We start from the raw sequence: 16519 nt of genomic DNA, 5'->3' as shown, positions 1-16519 counted from the left end.
CCATCGAAAGGACTGAAGATCGCCGGACGAACGAGTCAGGACAGGGGCATCAATATATAACGACTGGAGCAGCTTGTTGCGGGGACTCACCCGCTCGCACCTCAGCCCTCCCTCCCGTGGCTCCAGGCGAGCAGGCCACCAGAGATGTCGTGCAAGGGCAGCACACTGCCGGCTGCACCACGCAGGATGGCTTCCCTCGGCATTCCGAAGACGACACAGGTCTCCTCGGACTCGGCGATCGTCGCAGCACCGGCCTCGCGCATTTCCTTCAAACCCAGGGCTCCATCATCGCCCATGCCGGTCATGATGATCCCCAGCGCGTTGCCGCCGGCCACCCGGGCGACCGAGCGGAACAGCACGTCCACCGACGGCTTGTGGCGGTTGATCAACGGGCCGTCCACCACACCGACGAAATAGCCGTTGGCATCCCGTGCCACCTGCATGTGGCGCCCCCCTGGCGCGATCAGCGCCAGGCCGGGTTCGACCCGGTCGCCATGGCACGCCTCACGCACCTGGATGCGGCACAAGCCGTTGAGGCGACGGGCGAACATTTCGGTGAAACCGGCCGGCATGTGCTGCACCACCACCATCCCCGGCACGTCCTCGGGCAGCGCAGTCAGCACCGCCTCCAGGGCCAGCGTTCCACCGGTGGACGTGCCGATAGCGACGATCCGGCTGCGCTCACCGTTCCGGGCCAGACGGGGGCCGCGCGGCAAGTCATCGAGGGTCAGCTTCGGGCGCGGCACCACCTCCGGCGCGCGCGCCGCCTTGGCCGGGCGCAGGCGGGCACTCGCCGCCGCACGGACGGCCGCCACCAGGCTGTCGCTCTCGTCCTGCAGGAACTGTTTGAGACCGAACTTGGGCTTGGTCACCAGGCCGACAGCCCCGGCCGACAACGCCTCGAAACTGGCCTTGGCCCCGCTTTCCACCAGTGTCGAGCAGATCACCACCGGGGTCGGCCGCTCGGCCATCAGCTTGCGCAGGAAGGTCAGGCCATCCATGCGCGGCATCTCGATATCGAGGACCACCACGTCGGGCCATTCCTTGCGCATCTTGTCGATGGCAAACAGCGGGTCGACGGCCGTGGCCAGCACGGTCATGTCCGGCTGGGCATTGATCGCCTCACTGGCGACCTGGCGCACGATCGCCGAGTCGTCGACGATCATCACGCGGATCGGGCGGGATCTCATGGACTCACCTCGTCGATCGGACGATGGGCCAGCCAGACATAACCGGTCCACAGGTCGAAGATCAGCTTGCGATGCCCCGTCCCCCCGCAGTGGGTGACGCTCGGGCGATAGCCATGCCTAACCAGCAGCGCATCGGCCGCATCGACATTGCGGCTGGCGATGTCCATGACCGCCGGGCGGGCCAGGTCGCGGTTGAGCATGTTGCCCCCCCCGAAAACCTTCACCTGGTAATCCGCCGGCCGGCTACCCGCCTTTTCGATCTCCCGGTCGAAGAGGGCCAGCGCCTCGTCTGCGTAGCGCCCATCCAGCACCTTGCCGACTGTCCGCCCACGGCTCGGCAGCATGTAATGGCACATACCACCGATCAGGCGCAGCGGATGCCACAAGGTGATGGACACGCAGGAACCGAGCAGCGTCGAGATACGCGTGCGGCCACCGCCGAAGAAGAATCCACCGGGCTGCAGGAAAACCTCCCGGATATCGTCACCGCACTCGATCATGGCTTGCGATAGATCGTCGCCTTCACCAGCTCCAGCCCCTGCTGGATGCCGTTGAGCGTCTCGGAATGGCCGATGAACAGATAGCCCCCCGACTTGAGGCGCGGCAACAGGTTGGCAACGACTTTACGCTTGGTGTCCATGTCGAAATAAATCATCACGTTACGCAGGAAGATCACATCGAACTCGCCAACCTCCGCCGGCACCGGCAGGGTCAGGTTGACCTGCAGGAAGCGCGTCCGGCGCTTCAGCTCGGGCGTGATCAGAAAAGTACCGCTCTGACTGCGCACGCCCTTCAGGCAATACTTCGTCAGGAACTCGGGCGGAATGCCCTCGTTACGGTCGAGTGGGTAATGTGCTGCGGCCGCCTTGGCCAGCACCTGGGTGCTGATGTCCGATCCCACCACCTCCCACGGGGTCTGCGGCAGCGAATCGGCCAGCAGCATGGCGAGGGTGTACACCTCCTCGCCGGTCGAGCAGGCCGCACTCCACACGCGGAATGCCCCGGCGGGACGGCGGGCCCGGATCACCTCGTTCTTCAGGAAGGTGAAATGTCCCGGCTCGCGGAAGAAATAGGTCTCGTTGGTGGTCAGCAGATCCACCATGAGCTGCAATTCCTCCGCATGCTGACCGGAACTGAGCAGGCGGTAATACTGGGAGAAAGTGTCGAAGTCGTAATGCTTCAGGCGCTTGGACAGACGACCGACCAGCAACACCTTCTTGGCATCGGACAGGCTGATACCGGCGATCTTGTAGATCAGGCGCTGGAACAGCGCGAATTCCTCGTTGGTGATGGCGGAACCCATCGGGCTCCCTGCGGGGGGACGAACCCGTTCCATGGCGATCCTCAAAACAGTTCGACGTTGTTGTCCGGTTCGGACGGCTTGTTCAGCGTGGCGGCATACGCCTGCTCTTCCCGCGCGATCACCTCGGCAGTGGCGTGGGACGTGACGATGCGCTTGCACCAGGCATCACCGTTGCCGGGCAGGAACAGCAGCTTGCGCGACCACGGGCCGAGAAAATCCGACGCCAGCAGCGGAATGCCTTCCCGCTTCAGCCAGTCCCGGGCGAAATGCGCGTTGCGCTGGCCGATGGCAAGGGACTGCCCCGTGGTTTCGATGATGGTACCACCACCAAAGGCCTTGGCCTGCAGGCGGGCCTTGCGGGCCCCCTGGCTGAGCAGCGCGTTGAGCAGGGCTTCCATCGCGTAGTCGCCCGCCAGCAGCGCATCCACTTCACCGTGGCTACTGCGCTGCATGTTGGGCAGCATGAAGTGGTTGAGACCGCCGATGCGCGTCTGCGGATCGAACAGACAGACCGCCACGCAGGAGCCCAGCAGGGTGGCCAGCGGCCGCTCCCGCTCCACGGCCCAGGCGCCGGGCGCCACGTTGCGGGCCAGGCGCTCGATCTCCCGCGCCGGCAGGCTGGCGTAATCCATCGTCCTCACCCCGTCCCGTTCAGGCCGACGGCGCGCCCCCGCCCGTCAGATCGGCACCGCCGCCGTCGGAGGCGACGCGGGCCAGGGTGGCAATCTCATCGACGGAGAGCACTTTCTCGACCTCGAGGATGATCACGAACTTGCCGTTCACCTTGCCCATCCCCTTGATGAAGTCGGCGCGGATTTTGGCCCCGAAGGACGGCGGCGGCTCGATCTCCGAGGCCGGGATCTCCAGCACCTCGGACACCGCATCGACCACCACCCCGACATCCTGGCGCTCGTCGTTCTCGGTGAGTTCAATGATGACGATGCAGGTGCGGCGCGACACCTCGGAGCGCTTGCCGCCGAAGCGGCTGGCCAGGTCGATCACCGGCACCACCGCACCGCGCAGGTTGATGACCCCGCGGATGAAAGGCGGCACCATCGGAATCTCGGTGACGGTACCGTACTCGATGATCTCCTTGATGTTCAGTATCCCGACGGCAAACATCTCGCCACCGAGCAGAAAGGTCAGATACTGGGCCGGGCTGGTCTCGACCACCGCCGGGGCCTTGGCCCCGGCAACGGCAGTCGCCCCCACCGGCGTGGGCAGCGTGGTCATGCTGTGGCTCCTTTCGCCGCTCAGAACTTCTCGAAGTCGCCTTCATTGAACGCGAAGCCCGCCACCTTGGCCGGCGCCCGGGCCTTGCCCGCCTGAGAGCGGCCCAGCGCCAAAGGTGCCGAAACAGCAGCCGGACCACGGCCCAGGCTGCGCTCATCGATGGTGAAGAACTGCATCAGCTGCTGCAGTTGCTCGGCCTGGCCGCCCAGTTCTTCCGCGGTGGCGGCCAGCTCTTCGGAGGCCGACGCGTTCTGCTGCGTCGCCTGGTTGAGCTGGTTCATCGCGTTGTTGATCTGAGCCACGCCGGACGACTGTTCCTGGGATGCGGAGGCAATCTCCTGTACCAGGTCGGAGGTCTTGCGGATCGACGGCACGATCTCGTCGAGGAGGTGGCCGGCACGCTCGGCCAGGCCCACAGAGTCGCCGGCCAGACCGCCGATTTCCTGGGCCGCGACCTGCGAACGTTCGGCCAGCTTGCGCACTTCGGCCGCCACCACCGCGAAACCCTTGCCGTGCTCGCCGGCTCGGGCCGCCTCGATGGCCGCGTTGAGGGCCAGCAGGTTGGTCTGATAGGCGATGTCGTCGATGATGCCGATCTTCTGGGCGATCTTCTTCATCGCGTCGACGGTGTTCTTCACCGCGTCGCCGCCCTCAGTGGCCTCCACTGCGGTCTTCGACGCCAGGTTGTCGGTGACCTTGGCGTTCTCGGCATTCTGCTTGATGGACGCCGACATCTCCTCCACCGACGCGGACGACTCTTCCACGCTGGCCGCCTGCTCGGACGAAGACTGGGACAGGCTTTGTGCGGTCGCCGAGACCTGGCCGGACGCATTGGTCAGCGCATCCGCGGCGGTGCGCACCTGGGTGATGGTGTCGGAGAGCTTGCCAACGGTATTGTTCACCGCCTCCTTCAGCGCCTTGAAATCGCCCTGGTAGTCGTTGGCGATGTTCTGGGTCAGGTCGCCCTGCTCGATTGCGGTCATGATGCGACGCACTTCGTTGATCGGCCCGACGATGGCATCCAGCGTGCCATCCACGCCCTCGACGATCTTGCGGAAATCGCCCTGATGCTGACTGCCGTCGGCACGGGTTTCCAGGCGTCCGGCAATCGCCGCCGCCGACAGCATGTTGGCGTCGGACACCAGCTTGTTGACCGCATCGATGCAGGTATTCAGGTTGTTCTTGATGGTGTTGAAGTCACCGTTGTAGCTGTCGGTGATCCTCGCCGGGATGTCACCCTTGGAAATGCGGTCCACGTAGTTGGCCGCCACGTTCAACGGGCCAATCACCGAATCGAGGGTGTTGTTGACCCCTTCCACGATCTTGCGGAAGTCACCCTGGTGCTGGCTCGCATCCGCACGGGTGGCCAGCCGGCCTTCCACCGCGGCCTTGGACAGCACACCCGCATCGGCCACCAGCTTGTTCACCGCTTCTATGCAGGTGTTGAGGTTGTTCTTGATGGTGTTGAAGTCGCCGTTGTAGTTGTCGGTGATCTTCGCCGGGATGTCGCCCTTGGAGATGCGGTCCACGTAGTTGGCGGCCACGTTCAGCGGCCCGATCACCGCGTCGAGGGTGTTGTTGACGCCTTCCACGATCTTGCGGAAATCACCCTGGTGCTGGCTCGCATCCGCACGGGTGGCCAGACGGCCTTCCACCGCAGCCTTGGACAGCACACCCGCATCGGCCACCAGCTTGTTCACCGCATCCACGCAGGTATTGAGGTTGTTCTTGATGGTGTTGAAGTCGCCGTTGTAGTTGTCGCTGATCTTCGCCGGGATGTCGCCCTTGGAGATGCGGTCCACGTAGTTGGCGGCCACGTTCAGCGGACCGATCACCGCGTCGAGGGTGTTGTTGACCCCTTCGACGATCTTGCGGAAATCACCCTGGTGCTTCTGGGCATCGGCACGGGTGGCCAGACGGCCTTCCACGGCAGCCTTGGACAGCATCGAGGCGTCCGCAGCCATGGCCTGAACCGACTGCTGAATGGCCCCGACCGCCTGAACAACCTGGCCGACCTCATCCTTCGCATCGCTCTTCAACGTGAAGTTGAAATCGCCAGTCGCCATCTTCTTAGCGGCATCCACCACTTGGCCAACCGGGCGGGTAATACTCCGGGTCAGCCACAGCGCAATACCTGCTGCCAGCACGACCGCAATCAACGCAAGCGTGATCACCAGTGTCCGTGACGACTGAGCCAAATCCACTGCGTGCTGGCCAGACTTCTTGGCAGCCTCGACCTGGAAGCCACCGAAATCAGACAAGGCGCCGATGTAAGCTTCAGCGGCGTCCTTATACTCGCCGAACAACATATGAACAGCCTTTTCCTGGTTGTACTGGGGCGACGAAGTGTCCGCAAACTGCAGTGTTCGGTCCGTTATCGGGTTGTAGCGGGCACGCGTCTCCGCCACCTTGGCCAACAATGCCTTGCCTTTTTCACTGTTAACCAGCGGCGTTATCTGTTCGAGGATCTCGCCGTTGCGTTGACGCAATTTGGCGATGGCCTCGAGGTTCTGCTTTTCAAGACTCTTGTCCGTCGTGAGGATCATGTTCCGGACGGAGCGACCAATGAGTTGCAGGTTGTACTTCAATTCGTCGGCCAGCAGGATCTTGGGCAAACGACCCTCCGCCAGATCGTCGATCCCGTCATTGAGTTCGTTGATACGCGTGATCGACACGATCGAAATCGCCACCAGCATAAGCAGGACGACGACGAAGCCGATCCCCAGACGAACACCTATTTTTAGGTTATTGAACATGATGAATCTCCGGGTAAGACAGCAAGGTCAGGCGCTACGTTGCTCGGGGCGGGCCAGCAGGCGTTGCTCGGCCTGCCCCGAAATCTTGATGAGGGCGGATATGTCAAGGATCAGGGCCACTTCGCCGCTGCCCAGGATGGTCGACCCGCCGATTCCCTGCAGGTGGCGGAAGATCGCCCCGAGGGGCTTGATCACTGCCTGCAGCTCTCCGGCCAGGCGATCCACCACGATGCCGGCGCGCTGGCCGGCGTACTGGACCACTACCACGCTCTCCCGTGCCGGGCGCTCGCCGGGCAGCTCGAAGCTCTCCCGCAGGCAGACCGACGGCAGCACCTGGCCGCGCAGGTTGAAATAGTTGCGATCGTGTTCGGACTCGGGCCGTTCGATGCATTCCACCACCGCGTCGAGGGGAATCACGTAGGAGCGGTTGGCCGACACCACCAGAAAACCGTCGATGATCGCGAGGGTCAGCGGCAGCCGCAGGGTCAGGCGCGTTCCCTGGCCGGCCTGGCTGCTCACGTTGATGGTACCGCGCAAGGCCTGCAGGTTGCGGCGCACCACATCCATGCCGACGCCCCGGCCGGACAGGTTGGTGACCTGCTCGGCAGTGGACAGGCCAGGCGCGAAGATCAGGTCATAGATTTCCCGGTCGGACAGGTGCGCATCCGGTTCCACCAGGCCACGCTCGATAGCCTTGGCAAGGATCTTGTCGCGGTTGAGGCCGGCACCGTCGTCGGCCACCTCGATGACGATGTTGCCGGCATCGTGATAGGCATTGAGCAGCAAGGTGCCACGCGGACTCTTGCCCGCCGCCTCGCGTACCGCTGGCGCCTCGATGCCGTGGTCGAGGGAGTTGCGCACCAGATGCATCAGCGGATCGCCGATCTTCTCGACGATGGACTTGTCGAGCTCGGTCTCGCCGCCGGAAATCACCAGCTCCACATCCTTGCCCAGATCCTTGCAGGCATCACGGACCAGGCGGTGGAAACGGTTGAAGGTTTCGCCGATCTGCACGGTACGCAACTGCAACGATGCATCGCGGATTTCTTCGACCAGCCGGGTCAGCAGGGACGAGGACTCGATCAGTTCGCCGTCGCTGCGCTTGTGGGCCAGCAGGCTGGTCGCCGCACCGGCGATCACCAGTTCGCCAACCAAGTTGATGAGGTGGTCGAGCTTGTCGGCTGGCACGCGGATCAGCTTGGCATCCTGGGCCTTTTTCTCGCTGACCTGGGTCTGCTTGGCGACTGCCGCGGCGACCACCTCGGGCTGCACCACCTGCTGGGCCACCAGAATCTCGCCGATCGGCTTGTCGTGAGCCTCGTTCGTCGGCGCCTCGCCTTCCGCGGGCGTAGCCTGGGCACGCAACCCCTCGTTCAGTTCGTCGGCGGTCAGGGCGCCGATACGCACCAGGATCTCGCCGAGGCGCAGGGTGTCTTCCGGCAGGCTCTCGATCAGCTCGACGTAATCGTCGACCTTGGCATGCGGCGGCAGGATGGACAGCTGGCATTCATCGCGCACGAAGGCGAAGACGTCCTCGATGGTCTGCTTGTCGGCCGCCGACTCCAGTGCGATCTCGAAGCCCAGGTAGCACAACTCGGGATCCATCTCGGCCACCGGCGGCATCCGGTCGGCGAGGGTTTCCACGTGACGGATGTTGCCGACCGTCTCGAGGAAACGCAGGAAGTTCTCCGGGTCCATGCCCTGGCGCAGCACGTCGGGACCGAAACGCACCGAGATATGCCAGCAGTTGTGGCCGGTCTGTGGGGAGGGAATGCGCTGCACGCCGGGCTCCTCGGCTTTCGCCGCATGGGACTGGGCCTGCACCTGCCCACCCGGCCCGAAAGCCCGCAGGCGGGCCAGCAGGCTGGTCGTCTGGGCCTCGATGTCGGCGGCCCCCAGCTGCGCCGTGCCGGCCTCGCTGGCGATCAGCACCCGCAGGTGATCGGTGCAGGCCAGCATCAATGCAGCCAGCTCGGTCGTGACGGCAATCTCGTGGTTGCGCAGGCGGTCGAGGACATTCTCGACCACGTGGGCAAAGGACTCGACGGCAGCGGCTTCGACCATCCCGGCCGCGCCCTTGATGGTGTGGGCGGCGCGGAATATACCGTTGAGGGTGGTTTCGTCGTCGGGATGCGCTTCCAGCTCGAGCAGCAGGGACTCGAGGGCGTCGAGCTGCTCTCCGCTTTCCTGCAGGAAGACTTGCTTGAGTTCGTCCATGGTGAGCGCTGAAGTTAGGCCGCGGGGACGACCAGCGGATCGCCGAACCAGGCAGCGAGGTTGTAGAACTCGATGAGGGACTGCACCGCCGGACTGTGGGCGACGATCGCCAGCGTCTTGCCGGCGGCGCTGGCCTCCCGCTTGACCAGCATCAGCAGCTGGCAACCGGCCGAATCCATGCGCTCGACACCCGACAGATCCAGCTCGATGCGCTCCGCCTCACCGAGCAGGTCGAGCAGGCCGGTTTTCAGCTCCGCGACCCGGTAGATCGTGAAATCCTCGGCGAAGGCCCGACGAATGACACCCATGCTGCCCTCCAATGATTAAAACAGTTCGACGGCCGGACCATCGCCGGCAGAGGCCGACGGCCGACTGGAGAGGGCGACGCCGCTGCGACGCGCATGCTCTTCGCGCTCCCGCTCCATCACATAGCTTTCGAACAGCCGGTCGATCTGCTCGGTCATGGCGGGAATGTCGCTGACTGCCGCCTGACCGGCCAGGCAGGCGGACAGTTTCAACACGTGTTCATCGAGCCGCTCCAGGGCCTCGATCACGTGGCCGATCTGCTGGCGGGTAACGTCCTGGAACTGCACGCTGGCCATGGTCTCCATGAACATTTCGGCCAGCCGGTGGCTCGACTCGCGGAACACACCGAGAATCCGGTTCTCGTGGTCGAGCAGCTGGGCATAGCTGTCGCTGACCTCGTGGAACTGGTCGGCCACCGTGCGCAGCGCGCTCTCTTCGGCATTCGAAATGCTCTGATCCAGCTGGGCGCTGAACTTGGACTGAATGGTGTGCACCACCCGCTCGATGCCTTCGCTGATCTTCAGCACGGCCTGATCGGTCTGACCGGCCAGCTTGCGTACCTCGTCGGCGACCACCGCGAAGCCGCGCCCGGCCTCACCGGCCCGGGCCGCCTCGATGGCCGCATTGAGCGCCAGCAGATTGGTCTGGCCGGAAATATCGCGGACCAGATTGACGAACTGGGCGAGGGACTTGGCCTCCTCCAGTGCCGACATCACATGCTCCTGCTCTGCGCCGACATTTTCGAGGCGGCGGTGGATGTAATCCTGCAACGCGGCAAGGGTCTGCTGGTTGCCGGCCGCCCGGGTGTTGGCCTCCTCGACGATCTGGCTGGACTCCTGCGAGAAGGCCTGCACCACCTGATCGAGGTCCTGCACCACGGCGTCCACCGCCTGCAGGCGCTCGACCATGCCCAAGGCGGCCGTTTCGGTCTGATCCGTCACGGCATTCAGTTGCCCCACCAGGATGCTGTTGAGGTGCGGCACCTGCTCGAGCGAGCGGCTCACTTCGGTGGCGACCCCGACCTTGTGATCCAGTTCGTCCTGGGCCTTGCCGAGCGCATGCTCGGCTCCATACAGGGCATCCCGGTAACGCATGACCGACAGCATGCTGAGCGCTTCGAAACTGAGCAGCACGGCGGCAATCGCGCCGATGGCGTCCACCAGGGACTGGCTGAGCCCGAGTTCGTCGAGGAGGATCCGGTGATAGGTGTCGTTGCCGAAATACACAACGACGAACACCCCCACCGCAGTCAGCAGGGACAACAGCACACGCCGTCGCCGGGATTTATCGCCGATGGCCGACATGGTGCTTAGCGCAGAACGAGCTTGATCGTGTTGAGCAGCGTGTCGGCCGTCGCCGGCTTGACGATCCAGCCCGAGGCGCCGGCGGCCTTGGCCTCGGCGCGCTTGCTCTGCTGGGACTCGGTCGTCAGGAACAGGATCGGCATGAAGCGCAGTTCCGGCCTCTGGCGCACGACCTTGATGAACTCGATACCGTTCATGCCCGGCATGTTGAGATCGGTGATCAGCAGATCGGGCTTGGTGCCTGCGGCCAGCTTCCTTTGGCCGTCTTCTGCACTGTTGGCGGTGACGACCTGGAAACCAGCCTTGGAGAGAATTCCGGAAATGGACAGCAGGACGGTGGCCGAATCATCGACCAACATGATTGTTTTCAATTTTTTCTCCTCCCGGATCTGCAAATCCAGGACATCGGGGCAGCAAGATTCGTAGGGCACGAAAGCGCAAACCCAAAGCGGGCAACGCTTCCTGACAACCGTATATTGCATGGTTCTACGGATGATGGGGGGCAAACTTTAGGATTCTGGAGCGAATATCGCCCATCCATAAATCAGAACGCCACGCGGCTGGCAATACCTCTTTGGAGACACCAGGAAAGCGCTTTTCAAGAGCCCCGAAACCTCCCGTAAACCGTTGTAAATCCGTTGTTTTTCAGCCGTCCCCGGGAGACTGAGACTGTATTTTTGCAGCGCAAGGTCGTATCATTCGGCTCCCCCGATTCACCGTTCCTGGTTTTCCCCATGCTTCATCCCACCCGTTTCGACGTCATCGTTGTCGGTGGCGGCCATGCCGGCACCGAAGCCGCGCTGGCGGCTGCGCGGGCCGGGTGCGCCACGCTGCTGCTCACCCACAACATCGAGACCCTCGGCCAGATGAGCTGCAACCCGTCCATCGGCGGGATCGGCAAGGGCCATCTGGTCAAGGAAGTGGACGCCCTCGGTGGCGCCATGGCAGCGGCCACCGACGAAGGCGGCATCCAGTTCCGCATCCTCAACGCCAGCAAGGGCCCGGCCGTGCGCGCCACCCGCGCCCAGGCCGACCGGGTGCTGTACAAGGCAGCGATCCGCAAGCGCCTGGAAAACCAGCCCAACCTGTGGCTGTTCCAGCAGGCGGTGGATGACATTACCGTCATCGGCGACCGGGTCACCGGGGTGGTCACGCAGATCGGCCTGCGCTTCGAGGCCCCGACCGTCGTGCTGACCGCCGGCACCTTCCTCAATGGCCTGATCCACGTGGGCCTGCAAAACTATTCGGCCGGCCGCGCGGGCGACCCGCCAGCGATCAGCCTCGGCCAGCGTCTGAAGGAACTCAAGCTGCCCCAGGGCCGCCTCAAAACAGGCACCCCGCCGCGCCTCGACGCACGCAGCATTGATTTCTCGGTGATGGAAGAGCAGCCCGGCGACGATCCGGTGCCGGTATTCAGCTTTCTCGGCAAGGCCAGCCAGCACCCGCGCCAGCTGCCGTGCTGGATCACCAGCACCAACAGCCGCACCCACGACATCATCCGCGCCAACCTCGACCGCTCGCCGATGTACTCCGGCGTGATCGAAGGGGTCGGCCCGCGCTACTGTCCGAGCATCGAGGACAAGATCCACCGCTTCGCGGACAAGGACAGCCACCACGTCTTCCTCGAGCCGGAAGGCCTCGACACCCACGAGATCTACCCCAACGGGATCTCCACCAGCCTGCCCTTCGACGTGCAGCTGGACATCGTGCGCTCCATCAAGGGCCTCGAGAACTGCCATATCCTGCGCCCCGGCTACGCCATCGAGTACGATTACTTCGACCCGCGCAACCTCAAGTCCAGCCTGGAAACCAAGTCCATCGGCGGGCTGTTCTTCGCCGGCCAGATCAACGGCACCACCGGCTATGAAGAAGCCGCCGCCCAGGGCCTCTTGGCCGGCATCAACGCCGCGCTGCAGGTGAAGGGCCAGGAAGCCTGGTGCCCACGCCGCGACGAAGCCTACCTGGGCGTGCTGGTGGACGACCTGATCACCCGCGGCGTCTCCGAACCCTACCGGATGTTCACGTCCCGAGCCGAATACCGCCTGTCCCTACGCGAGGACAACGCCGACCTGCGCCTCACCGAGACCGGCCGCAAGCTAGGCCTGGTGGACGACGAACGCTGGGCGGCCTTCTGCACCAAGCGCGAAGCCATCGAGCGCGAGACGGCACGTCTGCGTGCCACCTGGGCGACACCCGCCAAGGTGTCCGCGGAAGCCGCCGAAGCCGTGCTCGGCAAGTCGATCGAACGCGAGTATTCCTTCTTCGATCTGCTGCGCCGCCCCGGCGTCAGCTACGCGGCGCTGATGACCCTGCCCGGCGCGCCGGAAGCAGCGGAAACCGACCCGCAGGTCGTCGAACAACTGGAAATCGCCGCCAAGTACCAAGGCTACATCGACCGCCAGCTCGACGAAGTGGCGCGCCAGGCCGATGCCGAGGCCACCCGCCTGCCGCCGGATCTCGACTATGCCACCGTGCGCGGCCTGTCGAAGGAAGTCCAGGGCCGCCTCAACCAGCACAAGCCGGAAACCATCGGCCAGGCCAGCCGCATCCAGGGGATCACACCGGCGGCCATCAGCCTGCTGCTGGTATGGCTGAAGCGCGGCGAACTGGCCCGCGGGCGGAAGGAGTCGGTATGAGTCTACGCACCCTCGAACAGGGGATCGCCACCCTCGGCCTGGATCTGCCCGCCGAGGCGCCGGAAAAGCTGCGCGCTTTCGGCCAGCTGCTGATCAAGTGGAACAAGGTCTACAACCTCACCGCGATCCGCGACGAGGCCCAAGTCATCACCCACCATCTGCTCGACTCTTTGTCGGTACTGCCGCAACTGGCCGGCATCTCGCGGCTGGTGGACGTCGGCTCCGGCGGCGGCCTGCCCGGTGTCGTGCTAGCCATCTGTCGGCCCGACCTGCAGGTGGACTCCGTCGAGACCGTCCAGAAGAAGAGCACCTTCCAGAACCAGGCGCGGATCGAGCTCAAGCTCGCCAACTTCCGAGCCCATCACGCCCGCATCGAAAGCTGGCAACCGGCCTATGCGCCGGACGCCCCCGACGGCATCATTTCGCGCGCCTTCGCCGACCTGGCCGACTTCGTGAACCTCACCGCCCACCTGGCCGGACCGCAAACACGCATCCTGGCCATGAAGGGCGTGTACCCTGAAGACGAAATCGCCCGCATTCCCTCCGGCTTCGCCATGGAACGCAGCGTGGAACTCCAGGTGCCCGGCCTCGACGCCGAACGCCATCTCATCATTGTGAAACGGACCTGAGCATGGCCCGCATTTTCTGCATCGCCAATCAAAAGGGTGGGGTCGGCAAGACGACCACCTGCGTCAACCTGGCCGCCGGCCTGGCCGCCGCCAAGCAGCGCGTGCTGCTGATCGACCTGGACCCCCAGGGCAACGCGACGATGGGCAGCGGCATCGACAAGCGCACCCTCGGCAAGTCGGTCTATCACCTGCTGGTCGGCCTGTGCACCGTCGCCGAGGCACGCGTGCGCTCGGAGGCCGGCAAGTACGACGTGATTCCCGCCAACCGCGACCTGGCCGGCGCCGAAGTCGAGCTGGTCGGCCTGGAGCGGCGCGAGAACCGCATGCGCGACGCCCTCGCGCTGCATGCCCAGGAATACGACTTCATCCTCGTGGACTGCCCGCCCTCCCTGTCGCTGCTGACCCTCAACGGCCTGTGCGCAGCCCACGGCGTCATCATCCCGATGCAGTGCGAGTATTACGCGCTGGAAGGGCTCTCCGACCTGGTCAACTCGATCAAGAAGGTGCACGCCAACCTGAACCGCGAGCTGGGCATCATCGGCCTGCTGCGGGTCATGTTCGACCCCCGCGTAACGCTGCAGCAGCAGGTTTCCGCCCAACTCGAATCGCACTTCGGCGACAAGGTCTTCAAGGCGGTCGTGCCGCGTAACGTGCGCCTCGCCGAGGCCCCCAGCCACGGCGTGCCCGGCGTGGTGTTCGACCGCAGCGCCAAGGGCGCCCAGGCCTACCTGGCCTTCGCCAAAGAACTGATCCAGCGGGTCAAAACTCTCTAACCGACACCATGGCATCTCCGAAACTCAAAGGCCTCGGCCGCGGTCTCGACGCGCTACTCGGCGGCAATGCCGAGCCGGAAAAGGCCGAGGGCGAACTGCAGATCCTGCCCGCCTCCGAACTGCAGCCGGGCAAATACCAGCCGCGCACGCGCATGGATCCGGGCTCCCTGGAGGAACTGGCCGCCTCCATCAAATCCCAGGGGGTCATGCAACCCATCCTGGTGCGCCAGATCGGTGGCGCCTTCGATGCCAAGCGCTACGAGATCATCGCCGGCGAACGGCGCTGGCGCGCCGCGCAGATCGCCGGCCTGTCGGCGGTGCCCTGCCTGGTGCGGGAGATTCCCGACGAAGCCGCGCTGGCGATGTCCCTCATCGAGAACATCCAGCGGGAAGACCTCAACCCCCTCGAAGAAGCAGCTGGCATCCAGCGCCTCATCGACGAGTTCGGCATGACCCACCAGCAGGCTGCCGACGCCGTCGGGCGCTCCCGCCCGGCCGCCTCCAACCTGCTGCGCCTGCTGCAACTGGCCCCGCCGGTGCAGGAACTGCTGATGGCCGGCGACATCGACATGGGCCACGCCCGCGCCTTGCTGCCCCTCGACGGCGCCACCCAGATCGGCCTGGCCAACCTGATCGCCGCCAAAGGCCTGTCGGTACGCGACGTCGAGCGTCTGGTGCACCAGGCCCTCAACCCCAAGAGCAAGCTGCCGCCCCCGCTGCCCGACCGGGACATCCTGCGCCTGCAGGAAGACATCGCCGACCGGATCGGTGCGACGGTGAAGATCAAGGCCAACAAGAAAGGGATCGGCGCCGTAACAATCCAGTTCGGCAGCCTGGATCAACTCGACGGACTGCTCGAGAAGCTGAACCTGAAGTAGGCAAAGTGCCCGATGGGGCAACCCCCTCGTAGGGGCGAATTCATTCGCCCGTTGCCGCTTGAATCAAGTCCGGGGGCGAATGAATTCGCCCCTACGGCTTGTGCTGGCCCAGCAATTGTTTGAGCAGGGAGCGCTTGGCTTCCTGGCGCTTGGCCCCTGGCGATTTCTCGTGGGGCCCGGCCTTGCGCTGCAGGGCCGGTACGACCAGCGGATTGCGCGGCACGCCCTGCCGCACTCCATCCGGATTGCGGAACACCAGCTTCTGGCGCGTGCCGAGCGTACGATTGGCCACGATACGGTCAGGCCTTGCGGTGACAGGCCGTCTCGGCGGCGGCCAACTCACCGAGCGTGACAGCTTCGGTCACCCCGGAAATCTCGGCGAAACAACCGTCCAGCGGGCACTCCCGGCCGGGCGGACAACCATGCTCCAGAGCACACTGACGCTGAGTCTGGTCGGTCAGGACCATCTCGCGGACCGCTTCGCAACGGCTGATGGGCGAATCGATAAAGCTCATGATATGCCTCCCCTCCATGCTTTCAGTGTAGTCCAGGCGTGATAAATTTCCTCATTGCCAAAAGGGTTTTATCCCACCAGACTGCGCTCACCCCCTGCCGCGTCACCAGCTCTGCGGCAGTTTCTTGCACAGGATGATGCGTTGCTGCTCGATCTCGATGTAACCACCAGCCACCAGATCGCGGAGGATGCGATTCACCATTTCCCGCGAGGCGCCTACCATGTTGGCGAGATCCTGCTGAGTCAGGCGGCGATCGATCAGCGTGATGCCGTCCCGCTCGACGGCCATCGTTTCGAAGAGCCGGGAGATCCGTCCGAACACATCGACGAGCGCCAGCGCCCGCACGTTGTCGGTAAGCAGGCGGATCCGCGCCACGAGGTTGCGCACCACGGTCTGCATGCAGGTCGGGTCGGACTCGATCAACCCCAGGAAAGCAGTACGTGGAATCTGCAACACTTCGCTCCGGGTCACCGCAATCACCGAGGCGGAGCGGGGCGAATCGTCCAGCAGGGCCAGCTCACCGAAGTAATCCCCCGGATCGAGGAGGGACAGCGTGACCTCCCGCCCGCTGTTATCGGTGAGAAAAGCCTTGAGCGACCCGCTTTGCACGACGAACAGACTGCTGCCCTCATCACCCTCGTTGACCACGATGGTGTTGGCCGCAAAGCTGCGTATGCGCGAACGCTCCTTCAGTGTCTTGACCTGCGTGTCATTCAGGCCTGCAAACAGATCCACCCGCTCAAGATACATCACCGACTTTCCCCCATGACCGAACAGTT

The 16519-nt window shown here is 64.4% G+C and carries 17 protein-coding genes; 4 read left to right on the top strand and 13 right to left on the bottom strand.

What is annotated here, in order from left to right; translation table 11 throughout:
- Positions 1 to 101 precede the first annotated feature (101 nt).
- Genes B4920_RS11410 through B4920_RS11365 form a run of 10 tightly spaced genes read right to left on the bottom strand, consistent with a single transcriptional unit; the run spans position 102 to position 10680 of the window.
- Entirely contained in the window at positions 102 to 1190 is a 1089-nt protein-coding gene (locus tag B4920_RS11410) for a chemotaxis response regulator protein-glutamate methylesterase (protein ID WP_079434812.1), read from the bottom strand.
- Positions 1187 to 1690, bottom strand: coding sequence for a chemotaxis protein CheD (locus B4920_RS11405; RefSeq protein WP_079434811.1), 504 nt, complete (start codon positions 1688 to 1690; stop codon positions 1187 to 1189). The genes B4920_RS11410 and B4920_RS11405 overlap by 4 nt, the downstream gene beginning before the upstream one ends.
- Positions 1687 to 2493: a protein-glutamate O-methyltransferase CheR gene (locus tag B4920_RS11400; protein WP_079434810.1), complete on the bottom strand. Its 807-nt coding sequence runs from the start codon at positions 2491 to 2493 to the stop codon at positions 1687 to 1689. The genes B4920_RS11405 and B4920_RS11400 overlap by 4 nt, the downstream gene beginning before the upstream one ends.
- A 41-nt stretch (positions 2494 to 2534) precedes the next feature.
- Positions 2535 to 3125: a chemotaxis protein CheD gene (locus B4920_RS11395; RefSeq protein ID WP_079434809.1), complete on the bottom strand. Its 591-nt coding sequence runs from the start codon at positions 3123 to 3125 to the stop codon at positions 2535 to 2537.
- A gap of 19 nt (positions 3126 to 3144) precedes the next feature.
- A complete protein-coding gene (locus B4920_RS11390; protein ID WP_079434808.1) occupies positions 3145 to 3726 on the bottom strand; it encodes a chemotaxis protein CheW in 582 nt (193 codons plus the stop codon).
- A gap of 20 nt (positions 3727 to 3746) precedes the next feature.
- Entirely contained in the window at positions 3747 to 6482 is a 2736-nt protein-coding gene (locus tag B4920_RS11385) for a methyl-accepting chemotaxis protein (protein WP_079434807.1), read from the bottom strand.
- A gap of 27 nt (positions 6483 to 6509) precedes the next feature.
- A complete protein-coding gene (locus B4920_RS11380; RefSeq protein WP_079434806.1) occupies positions 6510 to 8699 on the bottom strand; it encodes a chemotaxis protein CheA in 2190 nt (729 codons plus the stop codon).
- 14 nt (positions 8700 to 8713) lie between these two features.
- Positions 8714 to 9007, bottom strand: coding sequence for a lipid asymmetry maintenance protein MlaB (locus B4920_RS11375; protein ID WP_079434805.1), 294 nt, complete (start codon positions 9005 to 9007; stop codon positions 8714 to 8716).
- 15 nt (positions 9008 to 9022) lie between these two features.
- Entirely contained in the window at positions 9023 to 10273 is a 1251-nt protein-coding gene (locus tag B4920_RS11370) for a methyl-accepting chemotaxis protein (RefSeq protein WP_079434804.1), read from the bottom strand.
- A gap of 41 nt (positions 10274 to 10314) precedes the next feature.
- Positions 10315 to 10680 (bottom strand): response regulator, encoded by a 366-nt coding sequence (locus tag B4920_RS11365; protein ID WP_079434803.1) that lies wholly within the window; start codon positions 10678 to 10680, stop codon positions 10315 to 10317.
- A gap of 363 nt (positions 10681 to 11043) precedes the next feature.
- Between B4920_RS11365 and mnmG the strand changes: the two genes are divergently transcribed.
- The 4 genes from mnmG to B4920_RS11345 are packed head-to-tail and all read left to right on the top strand — an operon-like array spanning position 11044 to position 15225.
- Complete coding sequence (mnmG, locus tag B4920_RS11360; RefSeq protein ID WP_079434909.1) at positions 11044 to 12945, top strand: tRNA uridine-5-carboxymethylaminomethyl(34) synthesis enzyme MnmG; 1902 nt, start codon at positions 11044 to 11046, stop codon at positions 12943 to 12945.
- Complete coding sequence (rsmG, locus tag B4920_RS11355; RefSeq protein ID WP_079434802.1) at positions 12942 to 13574, top strand: 16S rRNA (guanine(527)-N(7))-methyltransferase RsmG; 633 nt, start codon at positions 12942 to 12944, stop codon at positions 13572 to 13574. Before mnmG ends, rsmG begins: the two co-directional genes overlap by 4 nt.
- A gap of 2 nt (positions 13575 to 13576) precedes the next feature.
- The gene (locus B4920_RS11350) at positions 13577 to 14347 is read left to right on the top strand and encodes a ParA family protein (RefSeq protein ID WP_079434801.1); all 771 of its coding nucleotides are present in this window, start codon (positions 13577 to 13579) and stop codon (positions 14345 to 14347) included.
- An 8-nt stretch (positions 14348 to 14355) separates the two neighbouring features.
- Positions 14356 to 15225: a ParB/RepB/Spo0J family partition protein gene (locus B4920_RS11345; RefSeq protein WP_079434800.1), complete on the top strand. Its 870-nt coding sequence runs from the start codon at positions 14356 to 14358 to the stop codon at positions 15223 to 15225.
- 91 nt (positions 15226 to 15316) lie between these two features.
- Here the strand turns inward: B4920_RS11345 and B4920_RS11340 are convergent, their stop codons facing one another.
- The 3 genes from B4920_RS11340 to B4920_RS11330 form a co-directional block, all read right to left on the bottom strand.
- Entirely contained in the window at positions 15317 to 15517 is a 201-nt protein-coding gene (locus B4920_RS11340) for a hypothetical protein (protein WP_079434799.1), read from the bottom strand.
- 7 nt (positions 15518 to 15524) lie between these two features.
- Positions 15525 to 15740 (bottom strand): hypothetical protein, encoded by a 216-nt coding sequence (locus B4920_RS11335; protein ID WP_079434908.1) that lies wholly within the window; start codon positions 15738 to 15740, stop codon positions 15525 to 15527.
- A gap of 102 nt (positions 15741 to 15842) precedes the next feature.
- Positions 15843 to 16490, bottom strand: coding sequence for a Crp/Fnr family transcriptional regulator (locus tag B4920_RS11330; protein WP_161493289.1), 648 nt, complete (start codon positions 16488 to 16490; stop codon positions 15843 to 15845).
- Positions 16491 to 16519: the final 29 nt, after the last annotated feature.

It is taken from the genome of Zoogloea sp. LCSB751, from assembly GCF_002028455.1.
In the GTDB taxonomy this organism is placed as follows: domain Bacteria; phylum Pseudomonadota; class Gammaproteobacteria; order Burkholderiales; family Rhodocyclaceae; genus Zoogloea.
Note: the sequence above shows the minus strand (reverse complement) of the source record. Positions and strands in the feature narration are given on the sequence as shown.